The organism is Rhodoglobus sp. (assembly GCF_053580035.1).
Genome location: NZ_JBMDVL010000001.1, coordinates 287,024 through 305,584, shown reverse-complemented (window position 1 = coordinate 305,584; position 18,561 = coordinate 287,024). Strand labels below are relative to the sequence as shown.

The 18,561-nt window shown below is 58.6% G+C and carries 16 protein-coding genes; all 16 read left to right on the top strand.

The window, feature by feature from the left end:
* Positions 1-33: 33 nt before the first annotated feature.
* The 16 genes from ACOH1Z_RS01490 (at position 34) to ACOH1Z_RS01415 (ending at position 18,551) form a co-directional block, all read left to right on the top strand.
* Positions 34-1,074: an aliphatic sulfonate ABC transporter substrate-binding protein gene (locus tag ACOH1Z_RS01490; protein ID WP_449646730.1), complete on the top strand. Its 1,041-nt coding sequence runs from the start codon at positions 34-36 to the stop codon at positions 1,072-1,074.
* Positions 1,037-1,912, top strand: a complete 876-nt coding sequence (locus tag ACOH1Z_RS01485; RefSeq protein WP_449646729.1) for an ABC transporter permease — start codon at positions 1,037-1,039, stop codon at positions 1,910-1,912. Before ACOH1Z_RS01490 ends, ACOH1Z_RS01485 begins: the two co-directional genes overlap by 38 nt.
* Before the next feature lie 78 nt (positions 1,913-1,990).
* Positions 1,991-2,518, top strand: a complete 528-nt coding sequence (gene pyrR / locus ACOH1Z_RS01480) for a bifunctional pyr operon transcriptional regulator/uracil phosphoribosyltransferase PyrR (protein ID WP_449646728.1) — start codon at positions 1,991-1,993, stop codon at positions 2,516-2,518.
* A complete protein-coding gene (locus ACOH1Z_RS01475; protein WP_449646727.1) occupies positions 2,515-3,462 on the top strand; it encodes an aspartate carbamoyltransferase catalytic subunit in 948 nt (315 codons plus the stop codon). The genes pyrR and ACOH1Z_RS01475 overlap by 4 nt, the downstream gene beginning before the upstream one ends.
* 58 nt (positions 3,463-3,520) lie before the next feature.
* Entirely contained in the window at positions 3,521-4,846 is a 1,326-nt protein-coding gene (locus ACOH1Z_RS01470; RefSeq protein WP_449646726.1) for a dihydroorotase, read from the top strand.
* On the top strand, positions 4,839-5,339 hold the full coding sequence (locus tag ACOH1Z_RS01465; protein ID WP_449646725.1) for a PH-like domain-containing protein: 501 nt from the start codon (positions 4,839-4,841) through the stop codon (positions 5,337-5,339). The genes ACOH1Z_RS01470 and ACOH1Z_RS01465 overlap by 8 nt, the downstream gene beginning before the upstream one ends.
* Positions 5,329-6,468, top strand: a complete 1,140-nt coding sequence (gene carA / locus ACOH1Z_RS01460) for a glutamine-hydrolyzing carbamoyl-phosphate synthase small subunit (RefSeq protein WP_449646724.1) — start codon at positions 5,329-5,331, stop codon at positions 6,466-6,468. The genes ACOH1Z_RS01465 and carA overlap by 11 nt, the downstream gene beginning before the upstream one ends.
* Positions 6,468-9,782: a carbamoyl-phosphate synthase large subunit gene (gene carB / locus ACOH1Z_RS01455; protein ID WP_449646723.1), complete on the top strand. Its 3,315-nt coding sequence runs from the start codon at positions 6,468-6,470 to the stop codon at positions 9,780-9,782. The genes carA and carB overlap by 1 nt, the downstream gene beginning before the upstream one ends.
* Positions 9,775-10,617 carry an orotidine-5'-phosphate decarboxylase gene (pyrF, locus tag ACOH1Z_RS01450; RefSeq protein WP_449646722.1) on the top strand — a complete coding sequence of 281 codons (843 nt, stop codon included), beginning with the start codon at positions 9,775-9,777 and terminating at the stop codon, positions 10,615-10,617. The genes carB and pyrF overlap by 8 nt, the downstream gene beginning before the upstream one ends.
* Positions 10,617-11,546, top strand: a complete 930-nt coding sequence (gmk, locus tag ACOH1Z_RS01445; protein WP_449646721.1) for a guanylate kinase — start codon at positions 10,617-10,619, stop codon at positions 11,544-11,546. The genes pyrF and gmk overlap by 1 nt, the downstream gene beginning before the upstream one ends.
* Positions 11,539-11,799 carry a DNA-directed RNA polymerase subunit omega gene (rpoZ, locus tag ACOH1Z_RS01440; RefSeq protein WP_009772249.1) on the top strand — a complete coding sequence of 87 codons (261 nt, stop codon included), beginning with the start codon at positions 11,539-11,541 and terminating at the stop codon, positions 11,797-11,799. The genes gmk and rpoZ overlap by 8 nt, the downstream gene beginning before the upstream one ends.
* 11 nt (positions 11,800-11,810) lie before the next feature.
* Positions 11,811-13,010, top strand: a complete 1,200-nt coding sequence (coaBC, locus tag ACOH1Z_RS01435; protein WP_449646720.1) for a bifunctional phosphopantothenoylcysteine decarboxylase/phosphopantothenate--cysteine ligase CoaBC — start codon at positions 11,811-11,813, stop codon at positions 13,008-13,010.
* 29 nt (positions 13,011-13,039) lie between these two features.
* On the top strand, positions 13,040-14,236 hold the full coding sequence (gene metK, locus ACOH1Z_RS01430; RefSeq protein ID WP_449646719.1) for a methionine adenosyltransferase: 1,197 nt from the start codon (positions 13,040-13,042) through the stop codon (positions 14,234-14,236).
* 2 nt (positions 14,237-14,238) lie between these two features.
* The gene (locus tag ACOH1Z_RS01425) at positions 14,239-16,215 is read left to right on the top strand and encodes a primosomal protein N' family DNA-binding protein (RefSeq protein WP_449646718.1); all 1,977 of its coding nucleotides are present in this window, start codon (positions 14,239-14,241) and stop codon (positions 16,213-16,215) included.
* 54 nt (positions 16,216-16,269) lie between these two features.
* Positions 16,270-17,190, top strand: a complete 921-nt coding sequence (fmt, locus tag ACOH1Z_RS01420) for a methionyl-tRNA formyltransferase (protein ID WP_449648176.1) — start codon at positions 16,270-16,272, stop codon at positions 17,188-17,190.
* A complete protein-coding gene (locus tag ACOH1Z_RS01415) occupies positions 17,187-18,551 on the top strand; it encodes an RsmB/NOP family class I SAM-dependent RNA methyltransferase (RefSeq protein ID WP_449646717.1) in 1,365 nt (454 codons plus the stop codon). The genes fmt and ACOH1Z_RS01415 overlap by 4 nt, the downstream gene beginning before the upstream one ends.
* The last annotated feature ends 10 nt before the right edge of the window (positions 18,552-18,561 follow it).

Genomic DNA, 18,561 nt, shown 5'->3' with positions numbered 1-18,561 from the left:
TCCCCGCTTCTTTACTCACCCACGAAGGAAATCATGTCTCGCCGTTCACTTTTTTCTCCCCTTGCCGCTGGCGCAGTTGCGTTGACGCTTGGCATTTCTGGCTGTGTTGCCGGTGAAGGTTCCGCACTGTCTCCGGAGGCTGCAAACAACGACGGTGGCTGGAGCAGTGACCACCTCGCTGTTGACTTCGCTACCTACAACCCTCTGAGTCTCATCATCAAGGAAGAGGGCTGGCTTGAAGACACCCTGGGCGATGATGTCGAGGTGACCTGGATTCAGTCATCCGGTTCCGCAGCGGCGAACGATGCTCTCCGCGCCGGAGCTCTTGACATCGGTTCGACTGCTGGCTCAGCAGCACTGCTGGCGCGGGCTAATGGTTCACCGATCAAAACGGTTGATGTGTACTCGCAACCAAACTGGTCCGCTATTGTCGTTGCCGCGGATTCGCCTATTCAATCGGCTGAGGACCTGCGCGGTAAGAACATTGGAGCCAATGCGGGAACCGACCCCTATTTCTTCTTGCTTCAAACTCTCGCAGAATTCGGTATCGGCCTTGATGAAGTTACGATCACCCAGCTTCAACACGCTGACGGTAAGACGGCGTTGGAATCGGGTGCAGTGGATGCGTGGGCTGGTCTTGATCCGCTGATGAGTGCATCCGTCGTCAATGCGGGTTCGCGCATCGTCTATGACAATCCTGACTTCAACAGCTACGGGTTCTTGAATGCGACGGAAAGTTTTCTCGAGAAGTCCCCTGATCTCGCCCAACTCGTAGTGGATGCTTACGAGAAGGCTCGGCAGTGGGCCGCAGATAACCCCGATGATGCTGCAGCGATTTTCGCTGATGTTGCGGGTATTGATCTTCCCATCGCCAACTCGGTGCTGCTGGAGCGCACCAACCTTGCCATCGATCCCGCGCCGGGCCAGAAGCAGCTCGATGTGCTGAACATAATCGGTCCAATTTTCGTGGATTCTGGTGCTGTTGCTGCGCAATCACAGATTGACGATGCACTCGCCTCACTCTTCGAGACCACATATGTCGATGCTGCGGATCCGAGCCGTGTCGCCGAGTAACGATTCAAGCGTGTTGGAGCGGCCCGACGTGAACCACGTCGAGGCCGTTCCGGCGATCTCTGCCGCAGCGCCACAGCGCCGACGTCGCTTGGTGCGCTCAATGATTCTGGGTGCGGTTGTTCCTGTTGCGTTAATCGTGCTGTGGCAAATCATTGCGACTTCCGGCGTGGTAGCGAGCTATCGACTGCCAACACCCCTCAGTGTCTGGATAGCGGGCGTAGATCTCTACGAGCGTGGAGTGCTCTATCAGCATGTTGCTATCTCGACGCAACGGGTGATCCTTGGCTTCGCGATGGGCTCAATTGTTGGTTTGGCATTGGCAGCCGTTGTCGGATTGTCCGCTCGCGTCTCTGATTTTTTTGCCCCGACGTTGGGGGCGCTTCGTGCAGTCCCGTCGCTGGCTTGGGTTCCGCTCCTCGGGCTCTACCTCGGTTACAACGAGGATTCCAAAGTTGTTTTGATTGCGATCGGCGCGTTCTTTCCTGTCTATACAACGGTCGCGTCCGCTCTCAGACATGTGGATGCTCACCTAGTGGAATTGGGTCGTAGCTACGGTTACTCCGGCCCGGCCCTCCTGAGTCTCGTTCAGCTGCCAGCGGTGGTGCCTGCAGTTATTTCTTCGCTGCGGCTTGCTCTGGCGCAGGCGTGGTTATTTCTGGTGGCGGGCGAGCTGCTAGGAGCATCTTTGGGACTCGGTTATCTGCTGGTTGATTCACAGAACAATGGTCGGATCGATCGATTGTTCTTGACGATCATTCTGCTTGGTGTGCTTGGCAAGACCACCGACAGCCTTGTGGGCTTGCTTGAGCGTTTCCTACTCAAGCGCTGGGGTTCATAAGTCTGTCGTGAGCACGCTATAGTCGGTGAAACAGATTTCCTTTAAATTCCGTCCAGAGAGGCGGGGAAGGAGGTCAGAATGCCTGTACGCACAGTGCTGCAGCATGCTGATATCACCCGAGCGTTGACTCGTATTTCCCACGAGATTCTTGAGTCCAATCGCGGTTCAGACGATCTCGTCATTCTCGGTATCCCTACCCGCGGTGTAACTCTCGCGAAGCGAATCTCGACGATCATCCACTCCGTCGACTCTGCGGTTATTCCCGCCGGTGCGCTCGACGTGACGATGTACCGCGACGACCTTGCTCAGAACCCCACTCGCGCAACTGGCCCGACAGACATCCCCGGTGGTGGTATCGACGGTAAGACTGTTGTGCTCGTTGACGACGTTCTCTACTCAGGCCGAACAATTCGCGCTGCTCTTGATGCGCTGGGTGACCTAGGGCGACCGAGAGCGGTTCGATTAGCTGTGCTTGTTGACCGTGGCCACCGCGAGTTTCCGATTCGCGCTGACTTCGTAGGGAAGAACCTTCCGAGCTCAATGGAAGAACGCATTAATGTGCGCCTGGAAGAAATCGACGGCACTGATGAGGTGACGATCGGATGAGGCACCTACTGACAACACAGGGTCTACAACGTGACGAAGCCATCGCGATTCTCGATGTTGCCGAAGACATGGCGGCTGTTGGCGAGCGTGAGGTCAAAAAGTTGCCGACTCTCCGCGGCAAGACCGTCATCAACCTGTTCTTCGAAGACTCCACTCGCACTCGTATCTCCTTCGAGGCAGCAGCGAAACGGCTCAGTGCCGATGTGATCAACTTCGCCGCCAAGGGCTCGAGCGTATCTAAGGGGGAGAACCTCAAAGACACCGCTCAGACTCTTGCCGCCATGGGGGCTGATGCTGTGGTCGTTCGTCATTGGGCATCTGGAGCGCCCAAAACACTCGCTGACAGCGGATGGATCGATGCCGGCATTGTCAATGCTGGCGACGGAACCCACGAGCATCCCACTCAAGCGCTGCTTGACGCGTTTACCATTCGGCGCCGACTTCATGGTGCGAACGCTCGCGGACGGGATCTCGACGGCGTCACCGTCACCGTTGTTGGCGACATTGTGCATTCTCGGGTAGCCCGGTCGAACGTCTGGCTACTCACAACGCTCGGAGCGCACGTCACTCTCGTCGCCCCGGCCACGCTCTTGCCGGTGAACCTCAGCGGGTGGCCTGTTGAAGTGTCCTATGACCTCGATCACGCGATTGCCCAGGGCCCAGATGTCATCATGATGTTGCGAGTTCAGGGTGAACGAATGGCTGCCGCATTCTTTCCTAATGCTCGCGAATATTCGAAGCAGTGGGGACTCAACGACGAACGAATGCGTGCACTTCCAGCCAGTAGCATGGTTATGCATCCTGGGCCGATGAACCGCGGTCTAGAAATCTCCGCTGCGGCGGCAGATTCGCCGCAGTCGACAGTGCTCGATCAGGTCAGAAATGGCGTCTCAGTGAGAATGTCGGTGCTGTATCACTTGCTGTCCGGAGCTGTAGAGCGATGAGTGAAGAACTAGCCTCTGTCACCGACGTCCGTGTAGTACCCCAGAGAAGAGGACTCTCTTGAGTATAAGAATTGTCAACGCAACTTTGCCTAGTGGCGAGCGCACCGACTTCACCATTGACCGGGGCGTTTTTACCGACGACAGCACTGCGGATCGCACCATTGATGCTTCGGGACTTCAAGCCTTGCCAGGTCTGGTTGACCTCCACACCCACCTTCGTGAACCTGGCTTTGAACAGAGCGAAACCGTCTTGTCAGGCACGCGGGCAGCGGCTATCGGCGGCTTTACCGCCGTCTTTGCTATGGCAAACACCATGCCGGTGCAAGACACTGCCGGAGTAGTAGAGCAAGTGCAGTCATTGGGCGATACCCACGGCTATGCCACAGTGCGCCCCATCGGCGCTGTCACCGAGGGCCTTGGCGGCACGACACTCTCTGAGATTGGTGCCATGGCGAACTCGCGTGCGGGTGTCCGGGTTTTTTCCGACGACGGCAAGTGCGTTCACAACGCGCTTCTCATGCGCCGAGCGCTTGAATATGTGAAGACGTTTGATGGAGTTGTTGCTCAGCACGCGCAAGAGCCGACTCTGACAGTGGATGCCCAAATGAACGAGGGCGCTGTATCGAGCGAGCTTGGTCTCGCCGGGTGGCCGGCGGTTGCCGAAGAGTCGATCATCGCTCGCGATGTACTGCTCGCTGAGCACGTCGGAGCACGGCTTCACATTTGTCACCTCTCAACGGCAGGTTCGGTTGACGTCATTCGGTGGGCGAAAGCCCGCGGCATTGCGGTAACGGCAGAAGTCACACCGCATCACCTTCTGCTGACAGACGAACTTGTGCGTGGCTACGACGCTCGATTCAAAGTGAATCCGCCGCTTCGCCGTGATGAGGATGTGCACGCGTTACGAGCGGCTCTCGCCGACGGAACCATCGACATTGTTGCTACCGATCATGCTCCGCATCCTCCCGAGGCAAAAGAGTGTTCGTGGGCAGAGGCAGCGTTTGGAATGGTCGGTCTCGAATCAGCGCTGAACGTTGTGCAAGAGGCCGTTGTCGATACCGGTCAGTTGACATGGGCAGATGTCGCGCGCGTACTCTCACAGGCGCCGGCACAGATCGGGCGTCTCGACGGCTATCAGGTTCCGTTTGCGCTCGGCTCGCCAGCGAACCTCGTGCTGATTGACCCGAGTGCACGATCGACGTTCAGTACCGAATCGTTGCGCGGCAAGAGCACGAACTCGCCGTATTTGGGGCGCACGCTTCCCGGCCGCGTGCTCACTACGATCCATAACGGGTATGAAACCGTGAGGGATGGCGAATTGGTTGATAGTGATGAAGTTGCTCGGAGCGCGCGACTTGCCACCGTGGAGGCCAACAATGTCTAAAGATGTGTCAACGCTGATCGTGGTCGCTTTCCTCGCGCTACTCCTGGGGCTGATGGTTGCCGGGTGGTTCGCGCGCAAGCGTCGCCAATCGCACATCAGCGTTCCCCAGCTGCCTCCAGCAGATTTGCCTGGCACGCACCCGAGCTTCACGGGAAAGTATGTGTCGACGACGCTCGGCGGAGATCAACTCAATCGTGTTGCCGTTCACACGCTGGGCTTCCGCGGCAACTGCAGCATCGAGGTGCACCCCCACGGCGTCGCGGTGTTCCGCACTGGCGAACGCGATGTGTGGATACCGCGCGCCGACGTGCGCGGCATTTCGCGGGCATCTTTGACGATCGACCGTGTCGTCGAGAACAACGGATTGCAGGTGATCGAGTGGACGCTCGATGGCACAGCAGTCGATAGTTATTTCCGAATGGATGACCCCGAGGCCTGTGAACAAGCCCTCGCCGGTGTCATCAGCAATGAGAGGCAGCCCCATGACCTTTGAAGCAGCAGTGCTCGTACTGGAAGATGGCACTCGCTATCTCGGACAGGCATACGGTGCCCGCGGCCAGCGTCTTGGCGAAGTCGTGTTCGCCACAGGGATGACCGGTTACCAAGAGACGATCACCGACCCGAGCTATGCCGGACAAATCGTCGTGATGACGGCGCCGCATATTGGCAACACCGGGGTTAACGACGAAGACCCTGAGTCCTCGCGCATCTGGGTATCGGGCTTTGTCGTTCGCGACGCTAGCCGCGTTGTTTCCAACTATCGCGCAAACGGTTCCCTCGATGACCAGCTCACCGAGCAGTCAATCGTGGGCATCAGCGGTGTCGATACTAGGGCGATCACCCGGCGCTTGCGTGATTCTGGGTCAATGCGCGGCGGAATCTTTTCCGGTGCTGACGCTGAGTTGAGTCACGAAGATCAGCTCGCCGCAGTGAACAGCACAGCGCAGATGACCGGCCGAAGCTTGTCATCCGAGGTGTCCACCGCTGAAAGCTATGTCGTCGACGCGATCGGCGACAGCATCGGGCGTCTCGCCGTGCTTGATCTCGGTGTGAAAACATCCACCCTGAGATTCTTGGCGGAGCGCGGCTTCGAAGTGCACGTGCTGCCACAGACGGTCACTTTCGATGAGCTGCTCGCCATCAACCCGGTCGCAGTCTTCTATTCGAATGGGCCCGGCGACCCTTCTGCATCGGATGATCATGTCGCCCTCCTCACCGACGTCCTCAAGAAGGGACTTCCGTTCTTCGGAATTTGCTTCGGAAACCAACTTTTGGGCCGAGCCCTCGGGTACGGAACCTACAAGTTGCCATTCGGTCACCGCGGAATCAACCAACCAGTTGTCGATGTGAACACACTCCGCACTGAGATCACTTCTCACAATCACGGCTTCGCGGTTGACGCCCCCGTCGGTGTGATCAGCCAGTCACCGGCCGGCTTCGGTCGCGTCGAAGTAAGCCACGTCAACCTCAATGACAACGTGGTCGAGGGCCTTCGAGCGCTCGACATCCCCGCCTTCTCAGTTCAGTACCACCCCGAGGCGGCCTCTGGCCCCCACGATGCCAACTATCTTTTCGACAGGTTCCGCGACCTTGTTCTCGAGAACGCAAAGGACAGCAAGTAATGCCCAAGAGACAAGACATTTCCTCGGTACTGGTCATCGGTTCCGGCCCGATCGTTATCGGTCAGGCAGCAGAGTTTGACTACTCGGGAACACAAGCCTGTCGAGTGTTGCGCGAGGAGGGCATCCGGGTCATCCTGGTCAACTCGAACCCCGCGACGATCATGACCGACCCCGATTTCGCCGATGCAACCTACATCGAGCCCATCACGTGGGAAGTCATCGAGTCGATCATCGCCAAGGAGCGTCCGGATGCTCTGCTCCCGACCCTCGGCGGCCAGACGGCGCTCAACGCGGCTATCGAGCTCGACGCTCACGGCATCCTCGAAAAGTACAACGTCGAGCTGATCGGCGCGAACCTCGAAGCGATCAACCGCGGAGAGGACCGCCAGATTTTCAAGCAGCTCGTGATCGACTGTGGGGCAGACGTCGCAAAGTCGTACATCGCTCGTACAGTTACCGAGGCGGTTGAGTTCGCTGAGGATCTTGGATATCCACTCGTGATCCGCCCCTCTTTCACAATGGGCGGTCTCGGTTCGGGGTTTGCGTACTCTCGCGAGGAACTGATCCGTATGGTCACAGACGGCTTGCACCAGAGTCCAACTACCGAGGTGCTGCTCGAGGAGAGCATCCTGGGCTGGAAAGAGTACGAGCTCGAGCTCATGCGCGACACGTCAGACAACACTGTTGTCGTGTGTTCGATTGAGAATGTTGACCCGGTCGGTGTTCACACCGGTGACTCGATCACAGTCGCGCCGGCGCTCACTTTGACCGACCGTGAGTATCAGAACCTTCGCAACATTGGCATCGACATCATCCGTGCTGTTGGGGTCGACACTGGTGGCTGCAACGTTCAGTTCGCTATCGATCCCGCGACCGGTCGTGTGATTGTCATCGAGATGAACCCACGGGTATCACGCTCAAGCGCACTCGCGTCGAAAGCAACCGGATTCCCGATCGCAAAGATCGCGGCCAAGCTCGCCATCGGCTACCGTCTCGACGAAATCCCGAACGACATCACCAAGGTCACCCCCGCAAGCTTCGAGCCGACCCTCGACTACGTTGTGGTCAAGGTTCCGCGGTTCGCGTTTGAGAAGTTCCCGGCGGCAGACACCCGCCTCACGACCACGATGAAATCGGTCGGTGAGGCCATGGCAATCGGTCGCAACTATTCGACGGCCCTGCAAAAAGCGCTTCGCTCACTAGAGAAGCGAGATTCAAGCTTCCACTGGAACGGTCAAGTGGGTGACAAGACGGAATTGCTTGCCCTGTCGGCCATCGCTACTGACGGTCGCATTGTTACGGTGCAGCAGGCCATGCGCGCCGGCGCCACGACCGAAGAGGTGTTCGATGCCACCAAAATCGACCCGTGGTTTATCGACCAGATCGCGCTAATCAACGAGGTCGCAATCGACATTGCCGAAGCAGACAAGCTGACTGTTGCCCTGCTCACTCACGCCAAGAATCATGGATTCAGCGACGTACAGATTGCTGACCTTCGTGGTTCCACCGAGGCAGAAATTCGCGATCTTCGCTGGGGCCTGAACGTACGTCCCGTCTTCAAGACGGTCGATACCTGTGCCGGCGAGTTCCCCGCACTTACCCCGTACCACTACTCCAGCTACGACTCCGAGACTGAAGTTGCCCCGAGCGACAAGACGAAGGTCATCATTCTTGGTTCGGGCCCGAACCGTATCGGCCAGGGTATTGAGTTCGACTACTCGTGCGTTCATGCCTCGTTCGCCCTCTCCGATGCGGGCTACGAGACCATCATGATCAACTGCAACCCCGAGACGGTCTCGACTGACTACGACACGAGTGACCGGCTCTACTTCGAGCCCCTCACCCTCGAAGATGTGCTCGAGATCATCCATGCAGAGAGCAAGAGTGGTGAACTCCTCGGAGTGATCGTGCAGCTCGGCGGCCAGACAGCTCTGGGTCTCGCTCAGGGACTCAAGGATGCAGGCATCCCGATCCTCGGAACGACACCAGAGGCGATTGACCTTGCCGAGGAACGCGGGTTGTTCTCGGAGATTCTCGACAACGCTGGACTGCTCGCACCGAAGAACGGCACCGCCACTAACCAGTCCGAAGCGATTGAGATCGCCGAGCACATCGGGTTCCCGGTTCTCGTTCGTCCCTCGCACGTGCTTGGTGGGCGTGGCATGGAGATCATTTATGACTCCGAAGCTCTCGCCGATTACTTCGACCGGGTGCGCGACGTTGTGATCATCTCGCCGAGCTCACCGTTGCTCGTTGACCGCTTCCTCGATGACGCGATCGAGATCGACATCGACGCAATTTATGACGGTACTGAGCTTTACGTCGGCGGAATCATGGAGCACATCGAAGAAGCCGGTATTCACTCCGGCGATTCTGCATGCACCCTTCCGTCGGTCACTCTTGGCCGCGACGTGCTCAATCGCGTGCGCGAAGCAACACTCGCCATCGCTGAAGGCGTCGGCGTGCGCGGTCTGCTGAACGTGCAGTTTGCGATCGGTCAGGGCATCCTTTATGTGCTCGAAGCCAACCCTCGCGCGAGTCGTACCGTTCCCTTTGTATCGAAGGCACTCGGTATCCCGCTGGCGAAGGCTGCCGCTCTCGTGATGGCCGGTTCGAGCATCCGTTCGCTCGTCGATAGCGGCCTACTTCCGATTCTCGATGGCTCGCAAGTGCCATCGACGTCGCCGGTCTCGGTGAAAGAAGCAGTGTTGCCATTCCGCCGCTTCCGCACGGTTGAGGGTCAGGTTGTTGACTCCGTTCTTGGCCCAGAGATGCGCTCGACCGGTGAGGTCATGGGAATCGACTCCAACTTCCCGAAGGCCTTCGCCAAGAGCCAGGAGGCGGCTTATGGTGGATTACCCGACAGCGGATCGGTGTTCGTATCGGTTGCTGACCGTGACAAGCGAGCCGTCATCCTGCCGGTGCTGCGCCTCAGCCAGCTTGGCTTCACGATTCTCGCCACCGAAGGCACCGCCGAAATTCTCGCGCGCAACGGCATCGAGGCTCAAGTGGTGCGCAAATACTTCATGGGTCAAGAGGTTGACGCTGCGGAACCGTCGATCGTGGAGATGATCAACGAAGGCAAGGTGGATGTCGTCATCAACACGCCAAGCGGCCGCAGCGCGCGTGCCGATGGTTACGAAATCCGCACAGCGACGGTCGCCGCCGACAAACCGATCTTCACAACCATGGCCCAACTTGCGGCGGCGGTAGCTTCGTTTGAGGCCATCCGTGATGGCTTCGATGTTCGCTCTCTTCAGGATTACGCCCTCGATCGCGCTGCCGAGCTGGAGAAAGTTGCTAACAATGCCTAGCTTCGCGTCACGACTAGAGCAAACCTTCGAGGAATTCGGGGGAGTCTGCATGGGGGTTGACCCCCACCCGTTCTTGCTCGAGAGTTGGGGGCTTTCCGATGATGTGCACGGTGTTCGCGAATTTGCGCTTCGTGCGGTGGATGCTGCAGCAGGCAACGTAGGAATGATCAAACCACAGGTGGCATTTTTCGAGCGCTTTGGATCTGCCGGCTATGCGGTGCTCGAAGAGTCCTTCGCTTTGGCACGTTCGGCCGGAATGCTTGTCATCGCCGACGTCAAGCGTGGCGATCTTTCGTCTTCGGTAGAGGCGTATGGGCAAGCGTGGCTCACTCCGGGATCTCCTCTGGAGGCTGATGCAATGACGGCGGTCGCGTACCAGGGCGTTTCAGAACTTTCAGGACCGTTTGAGTTGGCGCGCAACGCTGGCAAAGGGATTTTCGTACTTGCGGCGACATCGAACGCTTCAGCTTTGAGCATCCAATCTGCTCGCATTGTTGAGGGTGAACATGAGGGCGCAACGGTTGCGGCCAGCGTGGTTCGAGATGTTCGTGCTCTCAACTCGGAGAGCGGGTTGGGCTCGTTTGGTGTTGTTGTTGGTGCAACGGTGAACGTCGCCGACTACGGCATGCGAGTTGAAGAGTTGATCGATGTACCGGTACTGGCCCCGGGTTTTGGCGCTCAAGGAGCATTGGTTGAGCAAGCGCGTGAACTATACGGTCCAGCGGTCGTGAACACTATTGTCACGGTCTCGCGAAGCGTTCTCCAAGAGGGAGCGAGCCAGATTCCCTCCGAATTGCGTTCGTTACGCTCTCAACTTCGTGAGCAGGTGCGCTGATGGGACCTCGCCCGGAACCCCCAGCAGTCGATAGAGCTGCTGCATCGCGCGCGGCGATTGCTGCCCGCCGAGCTCGCGCATCGGTCAAACGTGAAGTTGCCGAGCGCGCACGAACCGCTCTGAGCGTTGCACGCACAGCGTGGTCAAGTCCAGATAGCCCTGAGGCTCGGTTGTTAGTTCGCGAGCTCTTGCTCAGTGTTCCCTCGTTGGGGCCGACAAGGGTTGAATCAGTGATGGAAGATTTGGCTATTGCCGAGCGCAAGCGCGTCGGTGGTCTCGGTCCGAAACAGCGAGACCGACTCGCCGCGTACCTTTCCGATCGTCAAGGTCCGGAACCCACGCGTCTCGTCGTGCTCGCTGGTCCAACAGCCGTCGGCAAAGGTACTGTCTCGAGCTACATTCGGGAAAATCATCCCGACGTTTTGCTTAGCGTGTCTGCGACGACACGAAAGCCCCGCCCGGGAGAAGTTGACGGAGTTCATTACTACTTCGTTAGTGATGAACAGTTCGACGCCATGATCGCCGGTAATGAGCTTCTCGAGTGGGCAATCGTGCACAATTCCTACCGTTACGGCACGCCGCGTCCGCCAATCGATGCTGCTCTCGCTGCGGGAAAGCGTGTTCTCCTGGAGATTGATCTGCAAGGTGCGCGCGCCGTGCGTTCGGTCATGCCTGAGGCACTATTGGTCTTCCTTCTGCCTCCCACTTGGGAAGAATTGGTTCGCCGATTGATTGGCCGCGGCACCGAAGATGCGGCCGAACAGGCGCGCAGATTAGAGACCGCAAAGGTCGAATTGGCGGCTCAAGAAGAGTTCGATGTGAAAGTCGTGAACACAGAAGTAAGCCAAGCGGCTCAAGAAGTCGTAGAATTGATGGATGCGCCCGCTGGCGCGACCACTTCCGACTCCAAGGAGCACCCCCATGGTTGACAAGAACTCGGGCATCATTGATCCCCCCATCGACGAACTGCTGTCGAAGGTTGACTCGAAGTACCAGCTGGTAATCTTCGCGTCCAAGCGTGCTCGCCAGATCAACGACTACTACGCAGACCTTCACGAAGGAAGCCTGTTCGACAACGTCGGACCCCTAGTTGACTCCACGATCGAAGACAAGCCTCTCTCGGTTGCTCTTCACGAGATCAACGAGAACAAGCTCGAACTCAAGCGCCTCAGCGGCGAATAGGACCCACTTCGGTGACCGCGCTCAACGTAGTCGTCGGAATTTCTGGCGGAATCGCTGCCTACAAGGCTGTCTCCGTTGTGCGCGAGCTTGTGCTCGCTGGCCACGATGTCCATGTTGTTGCGACGAGCAATGCTCTGCGCTTTGTGGGAATCCCCACGCTCGAGGCGATAAGTCGCAACCCGGTCAACACCGACCTGTACGAGAGCGTTGACGAAGTTCGCCATGTTGCCGTCGGGAAAGCAGCCGATCTGATCATCGTTGCGCCAGCGACAGCGAACACGATCGCAAAAATCGCCACCGGTCAGGCCAACGACTTTCTCGGCAACACTATTTTGGCGAGCACCGCACCACTCGTCATCGCTCCGGCCATGCACACTGAAATGTGGCTCAATCCGGCCACCGTTGCCAATATTGAGACGCTGCGGTCGCGCGGCATCCACATCATTGGCCCGGAATCAGGTCAATTGACTGGCACCGATAGCGGACCCGGTCGGATGTCGGAGCCAAGCGACATAGTTTCTGCTGCTTTGGAGTTGGCGGTTTCCTCTCACGATCTCGCCGGTCGCACGGTGCTCGTTACTGCTGGTGGCACCCGTGAACCTCTCGATCCGGTGCGATTCATTGGTAATCGTTCGAGTGGAAAGCAGGGGGTTGCGTTGGCGTCCGCGGCGGCGGCGCGCGGTGCATCCGTCACGCTTATCGGAGCCAATCTTGAGGTTTCTGCCCCTCCCGGTGTTCACTTTATTGAAGTCGGTTCGACGCTAGAGCTGCAGGCGGCGGTTGTTGCCGAGGCTGTACACGCCGATCTTGTGGTGATGGCAGCCGCTGTTGCCGACTATCGGCCAGCGGAGACCGCTCAGTCCAAGATTAAGAAGCGCAGCGATTCGAGCACTCTTGAACTCCGATTGGAAGAGAATCCTGACATTTTGCGTGGACTGGCGAGCAACCGAACTCGCGATCAGGTGATCGTTGGCTTTGCCGCTGAGACTGAACCTGACGATGACGCTCTCGTCGAACTGGGGCGAGCAAAAATTTCCCGAAAGGGCTGCGATTTTCTTGTTCTCAACCGTGTGGGTTGGACCGAAGGATTCGCCACAGACAGTAACACTGTCGTCGTGATCAACACGGCCGGAGATAGAGTGGGCGAGGCAAGCGGAAGCAAGTTGTCGGTGGCCCACCGCATTCTGGATCTTGTGTTCGCAGCCCGCTGACATCCATTCATCACTACCGGAGACGGCTTATGACTTCGCCCCTGCGCACCTTCACCTCGGAGTCCGTTACCGAGGGACACCCCGACAAGATCTGTGACCAGATCAGCGACAGCATTCTTGATGCGCTGCTTGAGGAAGACCCCAACGCTCGTGTTGCGGTTGAGACACTCGTCACGACTGGTCTTGTTCATGTTGCCGGTGAGGTTACGACATCCGGCTATGCGGACATTCCGGCAATCGTTCGAGATCGCATCTCAGCGATCGGCTACAACTCTTCAGCAGTAGGGTTTGACGGCCGATCGTGCGGCGTGTCAATTTCGATTGGCGCTCAGTCGCCCGATATTGCTCAGGGCGTAGATGTCGCATTGGAGACTCGCGAGGGACACTCGAGCGACAAACTTGATGTTCTCGGCGCCGGCGATCAAGGCGTGATGTTTGGCTACGCCACGATCGAAACTCCTCAGTTGATGCCAGCACCGGTGTGGTTTGCCCACCGGATGGCTGAGCGGCTTGCGGAAGTTCGCAAGCTCGGTCTCGTGGATTATCTGCGGCCGGACGGCAAGACACAGGTCACCGTCGGTTACGAGGGCGACATCCCGCGCAGCATTGAGACTGTTGTTCTCTCGACGCAGCACTCGCCTCACATTTCGACCGCTCAGTTGCGGTCGGAGATCGAAGAGCTTGTGGTTCGCCCGATTGCTGAAAGCTCGGGTCTTGATCTTTCGAACCTGCAGTCGATCGTTAATCCGAGTGGCCGATTTGAGATCGGTGGCCCGCAGGGCGACGCTGGCGTCACTGGTCGCAAGGTGATTGTCGATACTTACGGTGGGGCATCGCGTCACGGTGGGGGAGCTTTCAGCGGTAAAGATCCGTCGAAGGTTGACCGCTCGGCGACGTATGCCATGCGCTGGGTAGCAAAGAATGCTGTTGCTGCTGGCCTCGCCGATCGCCTCGAGATCCAGATTGCTTACGCGATTGGCCGCGCGGCTCCGGTGAGCCTCTATGTCGAAACGTTCGGCACTGGCCACGTTTCAGACGAGGCAATTCTTGGTGCGATTCACGAGGTATTTGATTTACGACCTGGCGCCATCATCCGAGATCTGGATCTTCTTCGCCCGATCTACGCCAAGACGGCTACCTATGGCCACTTTGGTCGTGAGCTTCCCGAGTTCACGTGGGAACGACTCGACCGCGTTGAGGCTCTTCGCAGGGCCGCCGGGCTCTAGAGATGACTGAAGCATCCATCGCACGGGTGCTCATTGACTCTCCGCTGCCGCAACTTGACAGGCTTTTCGATTACACGATTCCCGAGAATCTTCGTCACGAAGCGCGCGCTGGTGTTCGGGTCAAGGCTCCGCTCAAGACCCTCGGCCGCTTGGTCGAGGGTTGGATTGTCGAACTAACAGACACTGTCGACTACGCCGGCAAGTTGAGCGAACTCGATTCGATTGTTTCGCCGTTTCCTGTCTTATCTCCAGAAGTGTGGACGCTCGCTCGCGCTGCAGCAGATCGCGCCGCAGGAAACGCAGCTGATGTGTTGCGTCTAGGAATTCCGAAGCGCCACGCTCGCGCCGAAAAATTGCTTCCTGATCCTGCGACCGTGACGTTTGAGCCCTCAGGGCAGCCGCTGCCGGTCACCTATTTCCACGCAGAATCTGTCACGACGCTTCTGACAACGAACAAGAGGGCGGCGCTGTCGGCTCCCACCGGGGTCGTTGAAGTTTCTCCAGGCACGTGGGTTGGTCGGTGGGCTGTAACGATGGCTGAGTTGGCCGCTCAGACGCTCGCTCGTGGCTCGACAACGATTCTGGCGACGCCAGATTTTCGTGATCAGGAGCAGCTTGAGGCTGCCGTTGCTGCGCTTATCCCGGACGACCGAATTCTGAGGCTGGATGCGCGCCAGAGCGTGCAGCGTCGCTACGGAAACTTCTTGAGAACCCACGACGACTCTCCGTATGTCATCGTCGGCAACCGATCTGCGGTGTACGCCCCGGCGAAAAACCTGGGATTGATCGTGATCTGGGATGACGGCGATTCGCTCTACAGCGAAAATCTTTCGCCATACATCCATACGCGGGATGCCGCGCTGCTTCGTCAGGAGCAGCAACAGTGCGCCTTGGTGTTTCTGAGCCACTCCCGCAGCACAGAAGTTCAGCGACTCGTCGAAGTCGGCTGGCTTGTCTCACTGAATCCCGGGGGAATCCGTCCACCGAAGGTAATCCCTTCGGCGAATCAGGAAAGTCAGGATCGACTGGCGGCGATAGCCCGCATCCCGTCGTCGGCGTGGAAGGCGGCGCGTGCCGGTCTCGATGAGGGCCCAGTTCTTGTGCAGGTCGCGCGCCCTGGCTATGCGCCACGGCTTGCCTGTACTGATTGTGCACAGTCAGCGCGGTGCACAACTTGCGCCGGCCCGCTTGCGCAGCGTTCGGCTTCAGCGACCCCAAGCTGCGTCTGGTGTGGAGCGCTAGCCGTGAAGTGGCGCTGTCGTGAATGTGACGGGACGCGATTGCGCATGGTCGGCTCGGGCAGCGCCCGCACGGCTGATGAACTGGGCCGAGCGTTTCCGGGCTATCGCGTGATCGTGGCAGACGGCGATCACCAAGTGCTCACGGTCTCGTCTGAACCATCATTGGTCATTGCCACTCGGGGTGCTGAGCCTGTCGCCGCGGGCGGCTACCGTGCGGTGCTTCTCCTTGACGGTGCCGGGATGCTCGCCCGCGAAAGCTTGAGGGTATCGGAGGATTGTCTCCGCTGGTGGTCGAACGCCATCTCGCTGGCCGCCGACGGTGCTCCAGCTGTGATCGTTGGGGTTGGTGGTTCGCTGGCCACCGCGTTGGTGACGTGGCGTCAAGAGGATTTTGCCAGTTCTGAGCTTGCCGACCGCCGAGAGTTGAGGTTTCCGCCGGCGATTCGTGTCGCCACCCTCACCGGCAAGGTTGATCTCATCACTGACGCAATCGAGAAGCTGCACGTCGAACCGCTTGATGTTCTTGGGCCAGTGGATCTTGCAGACGGGGTGGTTCGCACGATCATCCGTTTCGATTACAAGGCCGGTTCGGCGATTGCCGAACAACTCAAGGCCCTCGTTATCGCGGCCACAACAGTGTCGCGCAGCAACCGCAAACCGGGTGTGCCACGAGCGAGCCAGCCACCACCCGGACTGCGTGTTCACCTTGACGATCTCGAACCATTTGTGGATCTATAAAGCAAGAGTGCGAAAGCTTCCGTATTTTCACGAGAGAATTGGTGGATGACTTCGTTGCGACTCCTCTTTGCCGGTAGCCCCGACGTTGCTGTACCCAGTCTTGACGCGCTGCTAGAGAGCAAGCACGAGGTTGCTGCAGTGCTCACGCGGACTGACTCTGCTCAGGGGCGCCGTCGTGTGATGACCCCGACGCCTGTTGCCGCTCGAGCGGAACAGGCCGGAGTCGAGGTTATCCGGGCAAACCGCCTTGACGACACGGCGAGTGAGTCAATTGAGGCGCTCAATGTGGACCTCGGTGTGATCGTTGCTTATGGAGGACTAGTCCCCAAGCACGTGTTGACCATTCCCCGCCTTGGCTGGATCAACCTGCACTTTTCGCTGCTTCCTCAGTGGAGAGGGGCCGCGCCAGTTCAACGAGCCATTATGGGCGGCGATACGGTCGCCGGCGCGACTGTATTCCAACTTGTTGAGAAGCTTGATGCTGGGGATATTTTTGCCACCATGACCGAGCCCATCGGTGCGCAGCAAACAGCGGGTGCCCTTCTGCAACAACTGTCTTTCTCCGGTGCAACTCTTCTCTCGACTGTGGTCGATTCTTTGGCAGCGGGAACAGCTCACGCCGAACCACAGTCCGGCAACATCACACTTGCCCCCAAATTGACTTTAGAAGACGGTCGTATCGACTGGTCGCAGGGTGCTCAAGACGTGCACAACCAAATCCGAGGCGTCACCCCTGAGCCCGGCGCATCTACTCAGGTAGACGGCAAGCGACTGAAAGTACTTGACGCGGCGATCGCCCGCGAAACCCCCGCTCTCCCGATCGGCCACATCAATTTCGTCGGCAAAAAAGTTTTTGTCGGCACAGCCTCAGAACCAATCGAGCTTCTCCGGGTTCATCCGGAGGGGCGCAACGCAATGGATGCCGCAGCCTGGTGGCGCGGCCTGAATTCAGAATCAGAGGTGGTGGCTTCGTGAGCTACGCACAGTCAGCCCGTCGAGTCGCGCTCGATGTCATTATGGCGGTGCGCGAGTCCGATGCGTACGCCAACTTGTTGTTGCCGGTTCATCTCGAGCGCGCGAAGCTGTCGACAGCGGATGCGGGACTTGCCACTGAGCTGACCTATGGGACTCTCCGCATGCAGGGCTACTACGATGCGGTAATTGAGCAGGCTGCCGGTCGTGCTGTCGCAAAGATTGATCCGCCGGTTCTTGATGTTCTGAGGCTCGCAACTCATCAGTTGTTGTCGATGCGTATCCCGTCGCATGCTGCTGTCGACGAGTCGGTCCGTTTGGCTAAGACGATCGGTTCCCGCTCGGCGGTAGGTTTTGTGAACGCGGTCTTGCGTGCCATTACGAAGCACGAACCAGACGTCTGGCGTGAGCGAGTGATCGGTTCGGCTGCGTCAGGGGAAGAGGCTCTGGCGCTGGCGTATTCGCATCCGTTGTGGGTGACCCGTGCCTTCCGTCAGGTATTGGTTGCCGAGGGTCGTGAGGCTGAGCTTGAGGGACTATTGGCTGCCGATAACGTTCCTGCACGAGTTTCCGTTGTCGCGCTACCAGGCTTCGCGGATGCCACTCAGATTGGTGTGACGGTCGCTGAGTATTCGCCGGTCGGTGGCACCCTTCGCGAGGGTGACCCTGGCAAGAATACTGCAGTGGCTTCGGGGCGAGCACGTGTGCAAGACGAGGGTTCGCAATTGGCTGCACTGGCTTTGAGTCGGGCGCGTCCGATCGTTGCTGGCGAGTCGTGGCTCGATATGTGTGCTGGTCCGGGCGGCAAAGCAGCGTTGCTTGCCGCAGAGGCGCTCATCGGTGGCGCGAAGCTGACCGCTAACGAGCTCGTTCCTGCCCGCGCAAAGCTCGTGCGAAATGCCCTTGCGGTTTTCGATTCACCTCCTGAGGTCTGGGAGAAGGATGGTGTCGAGATTGGCCGCGAACATCCTGGCCAATTTGACCGCATCTTGCTCGACGCACCATGTACTGGTCTTGGGGCACTACGTCGCCGCCCGGAGGCTCGGTGGCGAAAGCAGCCGGGTGATGTTGCCCAACTTGGCGCGCTGCAGACGGCGCTGCTTCATTCGGCACTCGATGCTCTCAAGCCAGGCGGCGTGCTTGCTTATGTGACGTGTTCGCCTCACGCTGCTGAGACGAAAGCGATTGTCGGGTCTGTGCTTCGCAAAGTTCCGAATGTGACCAAAATGGACACTCCTGCGGTAATTCGCACAGTCACGGTACATGAGCTCGATCTCCCGGATGCCACCCATGTCCAGTTGTGGCCGCACCGTCACGGTACCGACGCCATGTTCATTCAGCTGCTCGTGAAGGCTGACTCCTAGATAGGCTCTC